We start from the raw sequence: 6,218 nt of genomic DNA on the forward strand, positions 1-6,218 counted from the left end.
CAGATAAGAATGGAGTTCGTAGGAAGCCCCCACTTCAAAATCCAAAGGATTTAAGTGGTGGGTAGTTCACCTTTGATGCCAGAAGCACCTGGCTAAGTACTGAGACAATGATCGTTCTGGACAGCGAAGAACTCGCACGACAGATTCTAGATGAAGCGGAAGAAAGTTATCTGAAGAAAAGTGTCCGGTTCGATCAGGATGGCTCAGAGATACCTGGAGAAAAAACAGAAGGGGAGACACCTGTCTGGTGGCAGAGGATTCTCATACCAGCCATGAGACCTCTTGCCTGGCTGCTCGAAACCTTGTTATAAATGTTGAAATCATCAGAACTTAAGTGATCTGATGATTTTATTTATTCGTAGATGATAATTTTTATAATCTGGAAACCTTGTTAAATCAACGAAAAATGAGGTTTTGCTGATATTTACCTCAAAGAAACCTTGATTCTGATTCTCAATTAGACTAAAATTAGACATTGTAAGTAAGAAAGTTTTTTCAGGCAGGATTCTGCTTTTACAGACTTTTTTGCTCAAAAAAATACAAGTAGAAAAGGAAGGTACATAATGGCCGTATTAGAGATCAAGAACCTACATGTATCCATCGAGGACAAAGAAATTCTTAAAGGCGTGAACCTGAAAATGCAGACAGGTGAAATCCACGCAATCATGGGACCTAACGGAACAGGGAAATCTACCCTTTCTGCTGCAATCATGGGACACCCAAGCTACGAAGTAACAGAAGGAGAAGTCCTTCTGGACGGAGAGAACGTACTGGACATGGAAGTTGACGAGCGGGCACGTGCCGGTTTGTTCCTTGCTGTACAATACCCAAGTGAAATTGCTGGAATCACCAATGCAGAATTCATGCGTGCAGCAATCAACTCAAGAAGAGACGAAGACGATAAGATGAATGTCATGGACTTCATCAACAAACTGGACGAAAAAATGGCTGTTCTGGATATGCCGGAAGAAATGGCTGAACGTTATTTAAATGAAGGCTTCTCAGGCGGAGAGAAAAAACGTAACGAAATCTTGCAACTATTAATGATCGAACCGACTTTCGCCATTCTTGACGAAATCGACTCAGGACTGGATATCGATGCGCTGCAAGTCGTATCTAAAGGTGTTAACGCGATGCGCGGTGAAGGCTTCGGCTCACTGATCATCACGCACTATCAGCGTCTACTGAACTACATCACACCAGATGTTGTCCACATCATGATGGATGGACGTGTCGTTAAGACAGGTGGAGCTGAACTGGCTAAGAAACTTGAAGCAGAAGGATACAAAGGTCTAATGGAAGAACTAGGATTAGACTTTGACATTGAAGAAGACTAATTTTTGAGGAGGCCATGACTTATGGAAACAAAAACTAAAGATTACGTGAGTTATAAAGACGCATTACAAGCCTTCTCCACAGCACTTCAGGAACCGGAGTGGATGCTTCAGATGCGCCTGGATGCGCTGGAAAAAATCGAAGATCTTGATCCGCCCGTCATCGAGCGTTTAAGATACAACCGCTGGCCGCTGTGGCAGGTCCCGAACCTGACTGGCGCACCGGCACCAAAAGCTATCGATCCATTCGAATTCGTCGAAGACAAGGCAGATGCTGCCCGTGTGATTCAAACAGGAAACGACACAGTGATCGAAACCCTTCCCCAGTCATTGAAGGACAAAGGGGTCATCTTTACTGACATGCATACGGCATTAAAAGAGCACCCTGACCTGGTCAAGGAAGCTTATATGTCCAAGGCGGTTAAACCGGATACGAATAAAATCACTGCATTCCACGCAGCGTTCATGAATTCAGGACTATTCCTCTATGTGCCTAAAAACGTTGAGATCGAAGACCCGCTTGAAGCGGTCTTCATTCAAAACAGTTTAGTTGAAGATTCATTCATCAAGCACGTATTGATTTATGCTGATACAAACTCAAACTTTAACTATGTGGAGAAATTCCTGACTAAAGGCGACACGAAAAATGCCGCAAACATCGTTGTAGAAGTCGTCACCAAAGCCGGCGCACAAGTAAAATTCAGTGCAGTTGACCAGCTGGGTGAAAACTCTACAGTATACTTCAACCGTAAAGGATACACATCAAGAGACTCAACAATCGACTGGGCAATTGGTGTTATGAACAACGGAAATGTTGTCTGTGACTTCGATGTCGACCTTGTCGGAGAAGGGTCATCAAGTGACCTGAAAGCTGTCGGAATCAGCAGCGGACATCAGACGCAAGTCATCGACTCCAACGTTGTCAACTACGGGAACCACACGGAAGGAAACATCTTCCAGCACGGCGTTATCATGGACCGAGCGACCCTGACATTCAACGGAATCGGCCACATCATCAAAGGGGCTAAAGGAGCAGATGCTCAGCAGGAATCTCGTGTACTGATGTTGTCTGACAAAGCCCGAGGCGATGCGAACCCGATTCTACTGATCGACGAAAATGAAGTGACAGCAGGTCACGCAGCCAGTGTTGGACGCGTCGATCCTGAAGAAATGTACTACCTGATGAGCAGAGGAATCGAGAAATCAGAAGCTGAGCGACTGGTTATCCGCGGATTCCTTGGAAAAGTGATTTCAGCTATTCCACTGAGAAGTATCCGTGACGAATTGGTTGACACCATCGAAAGGAAGTTGACATCTAGATGACCGTGCCTTACGAACATCTGCGGGAGGACTTCAAGATCCTTCAGCAGCACGTCAACGATGAGCCACTTGTTTATTTGGATAATGCCGCGACCACACAGAAACCGGAAGCTGTCCTGAAAGCTCTTGAAACCTATTACCATACCTCTAATGCCAATGTGCATAGAGGGGTGCATACTTTGGCTGAACGAGCGACCACTCAATATGAGGGAGCCAGAGAAAAAGTCCGCCGCTTCATCAATGCCCCAAGCACGGCTGAAGTTCTGTTTACAAGAGGGACTACGACCAGTCTGAACTGGGTTGCCAGAAGCCTTGGCGATCTGATTATTGAAGAAGGGGATGAGATAGTGATTTCCTTCATGGAACATCACTCGAACATCATCCCCTGGCAGCAGCTGGCAAAGCGTAAAGGCGCTAAGCTTAAATATATCGAGCTGACGGATGACGGTAAGCTGGACATGGACGATGCGAGAGAAAAGATTACTGAACAGACTAAAATCGTTTCTCTCGTTCATGTATCAAATGTGCTGGGCGTCGTCAACCCGATCAACGAACTGACTGATTACGTGCATGACAAAGGTGGCGTGATGGTTGTCGACGGTGCTCAGGCAGTACCGCATATGCCCGTAGATGTTCAGGCACTGGATGCAGATTTCTACGCATTCAGCGGTCACAAAATGATGGCTCCGACCGGTATCGGCGTGCTTTACGGCAAACGTAAGTGGCTTGAGAAAATGGAGCCTCTGGAGTTTGGCGGAGAGATGATCGATTTCGTGGAACTGCAGGACAGCACATGGAAAGAACTACCATGGAAGTTTGAAGCAGGAACCCCGAACATCGCCGGAGCGATCGGACTGGGCGCAGCTATGGACTACTTGGAAAACATCGGCATGCGTGAGATAATGGACCATGAACAAAATCTGGTGGCGTACCTGATGCCGAAACTAGAAGAAATTGAAGGACTGACCTTATTCGGACCGAAAAAATCCTCGGACCGGACAGGCGTGATTGCGTTCAATATCGACGGGGTTCATCCACATGATGTTGCGACAGCAATGGACATGGAAGGTGTAGCTGTCAGAGCCGGTCACCACTGTGCACAGCCTTTGATGAACTATCTGAATCAGCCAGCTACGGCCCGTGCAAGCTTCTATTTGTATAACACGGTTGCTGATGCAGACAAATTCGTTGAAGCATTGAAAGCCACGAAGGAGTTTTTCTTACATGGCCTTGACTAAATTAGATCAATTATACCGGGCAGTGATCCTTGATCACTCTCAACACCCAAGACGACGCGGTGTACTGGATAAAGCGACCACACAGATCGAGCTGAAAAACCCGACATGTGGAGACGTGATCCAAGTACAGCTGACAGTCGAAGAAGATAAAATAACTGATGTGCGGTTTGACGGAAGCGGCTGTACCATTTCAATGGCCAGTGCCAGCATGATGACCGACACGATCTTAAATAAATCCGTTGACGAAGCCCTGATGCTGGTGAACGAATTTTCAGAAGTCGTTCAAGGCAACAAGCCTGAACACGAACAGGCACTCGGTGACGCAATGATGCTTGCAGGTGTATCAAAATTCCCTGCCCGGATCAAATGCGCAACACTCTCCTGGAAAGCTCTGGAAAAAGCACTCGGATCAGACGGCACAGGCGTTGACGGTCAACTGACGCACGACTGACTCTATTCTGGACGATTCCCGAATAGAATGAACTGACTGCAGAGATATACATGATTACTGGCTAGCAGTTAAAGCCTGACACTGCATGAAAAAAGATGAAAGAAACACCAGCTGACGCATACCATTCGACTAATTCGCTGAAGCGAAAAGTCTCCGGGCAATTGCGCAGTATGCTCATTCAGACTTCTTTCCCTATTTTTCAAGGGTGTCAAAACAGCTTTACCTGCTTTTCTATAAGTAAGGAAGGGGAATATTCATGTCTCAAGTACCTGAGAAAACAGAATATAAATACGGATTTCACGACGAAGGGGTCGACGCCGTCTACGATACGGGTAAAGGGTTGAACGAAGATATTATCCGTGACATTTCTTCTCGTAAAAACGAGCCGGAATGGATGCTCGACTACCGTCTGAAATCATACGACCACTACAAATCCCGTCCAATGCCTGAATGGGGAGCAGACTTGTCAGATGTCGATTTCGACAACTATACGTACTACCGTAAAGCAAGTGAAGCCCCTGCACGCAGCTGGGACGATGTACCGGATAAAATCAAAGAAACTTTTGACCGCCTAGGAGTTCCAGAAGCGGAACGTCAATTCCTTGCCGGATCTGGTGCACAATATGAATCAGAAGTGGTTTACCACAACATGAAAGAGGAATTCGAGAAGCTGGGTATCGTCTTTACAGATACGGATACTGCTTTGAAAGAATACCCTGAAATCTTTAAAGAGCACTTTGGGACAGTGGTTCCTCCAACAGATAACAAACTGGCTGCGCTGAATTCTTCAGTCTGGTCTGGTGGAACATTCATCTACGTGCCTAAAGGCGTTAAATGTGACGTGCCACTGCAGATGTACTTCCGTATCAACAACGAAATGATGGGTCAGTTTGAACGTACCCTGATCGTTGTCGACGAAGGCGCAAGCGTGCACTACGTCGAAGGGTGTACAGCACCGACATTCTCAACTAGCTCGCTTCACGCAGCGGTTGTAGAAATCATCGTTAAAAAAGATGCGTACTGCCGTTACACGACAATTCAGAATTGGTCAGATAACGTATATAACCTAGTAACAAAACGTGCTCACGCTGCAGAAGGCGCGACAGTTGAATGGATCGATGGAAACCTTGGTGCGAAAACGACCATGAAATACCCATCAATCCACTTGAACGGACGCGGCGCGCGTGGAACGACTATGTCCATTGCTATGGCTGGAGAAGGTCAGGTTCAGGATACAGGTGCTAAAATGATCCACAATGCACCAAACACATCCAGCTCGATCGTATCCAAGTCCATCGCTAAAGATGGTGGAACTGTAAATTACCGTGGACAAGTAACATTCGGTAAAAACTCCGGTGGATCTATTTCACACATTGAGTGTGACACGATCCTGATGGATGACTTGTCTAAATCAGATACGATACCTTTCAACGAGATCCACAACTCAAACGTGGCCCTCGAGCACGAAGCGAAAGTATCTAAAATATCTGAAGAACAACTCTACTACCTGATGAGTAGAGGACTCGACGAAGAAACCGCGACTGAAATGATCGTGATGGGATTCGTTGAACCATTCACTAAAGAACTACCAATGGAATACGCTGTTGAATTAAACCGTCTGATTTCTTATGAGATGGAAGGGTCAGTGGGTTAAATTTAATAAAAGAAATAAAGCTAGAATCCTGTTATAAAGGTTTCTAGCTTTTTCCTTATTATCAGAATAGACGGAAAGATTAAGTGCTATAAAGAAAATGATACATATGATGAACCATGCAGTACTTTTACTCTTTTTAAATAAAATGATTCACTAGTGTTGCATTAAAAATTTAACTGTTTCATGATATAAAAAAGTCCTTTATAATGGGGTTGGATGAC

Annotated in this window: 6 protein-coding genes; all 6 read left to right on the forward strand. The window is 45.5% G+C overall.

The features are described from left to right. Positions 1-107 precede the first annotated feature (107 nt). Positions 108-311, forward strand: a complete 204-nt coding sequence (locus ABFX15_RS05985) for a phospholipase D-like domain-containing protein (RefSeq protein WP_346024566.1) — start codon at positions 108-110, stop codon at positions 309-311. 252 nt (positions 312-563) lie between these two features. Beyond that, the gene (gene sufC, locus ABFX15_RS05990; protein ID WP_346024567.1) at positions 564-1,337 is read left to right on the forward strand and encodes a Fe-S cluster assembly ATPase SufC; all 774 of its coding nucleotides are present in this window, start codon (positions 564-566) and stop codon (positions 1,335-1,337) included. A gap of 21 nt (positions 1,338-1,358) precedes the next feature. Next, the gene (sufD, locus tag ABFX15_RS05995; RefSeq protein WP_346024568.1) at positions 1,359-2,657 is read left to right on the forward strand and encodes a Fe-S cluster assembly protein SufD; all 1,299 of its coding nucleotides are present in this window, start codon (positions 1,359-1,361) and stop codon (positions 2,655-2,657) included. After that, a complete protein-coding gene (locus ABFX15_RS06000) occupies positions 2,654-3,892 on the forward strand; it encodes a cysteine desulfurase (RefSeq protein ID WP_346024569.1) in 1,239 nt (412 codons plus the stop codon). The genes sufD and ABFX15_RS06000 overlap by 4 nt, the downstream gene beginning before the upstream one ends. Beyond that, on the forward strand, positions 3,879-4,343 hold the full coding sequence (gene sufU, locus ABFX15_RS06005) for a Fe-S cluster assembly sulfur transfer protein SufU (RefSeq protein ID WP_346024570.1): 465 nt from the start codon (positions 3,879-3,881) through the stop codon (positions 4,341-4,343). The genes ABFX15_RS06000 and sufU overlap by 14 nt, the downstream gene beginning before the upstream one ends. 256 nt (positions 4,344-4,599) lie before the next feature. Then, positions 4,600-5,997 carry a Fe-S cluster assembly protein SufB gene (gene sufB / locus ABFX15_RS06010; RefSeq protein ID WP_091481790.1) on the forward strand — a complete coding sequence of 466 codons (1,398 nt, stop codon included), beginning with the start codon at positions 4,600-4,602 and terminating at the stop codon, positions 5,995-5,997. The last annotated feature ends 221 nt before the right edge of the window (positions 5,998-6,218 follow it).

The organism is Alkalibacterium indicireducens, assembly GCF_039522005.1.
Taxonomy (GTDB): domain Bacteria; phylum Bacillota; class Bacilli; order Lactobacillales; family Carnobacteriaceae_A; genus Alkalibacterium; species Alkalibacterium indicireducens.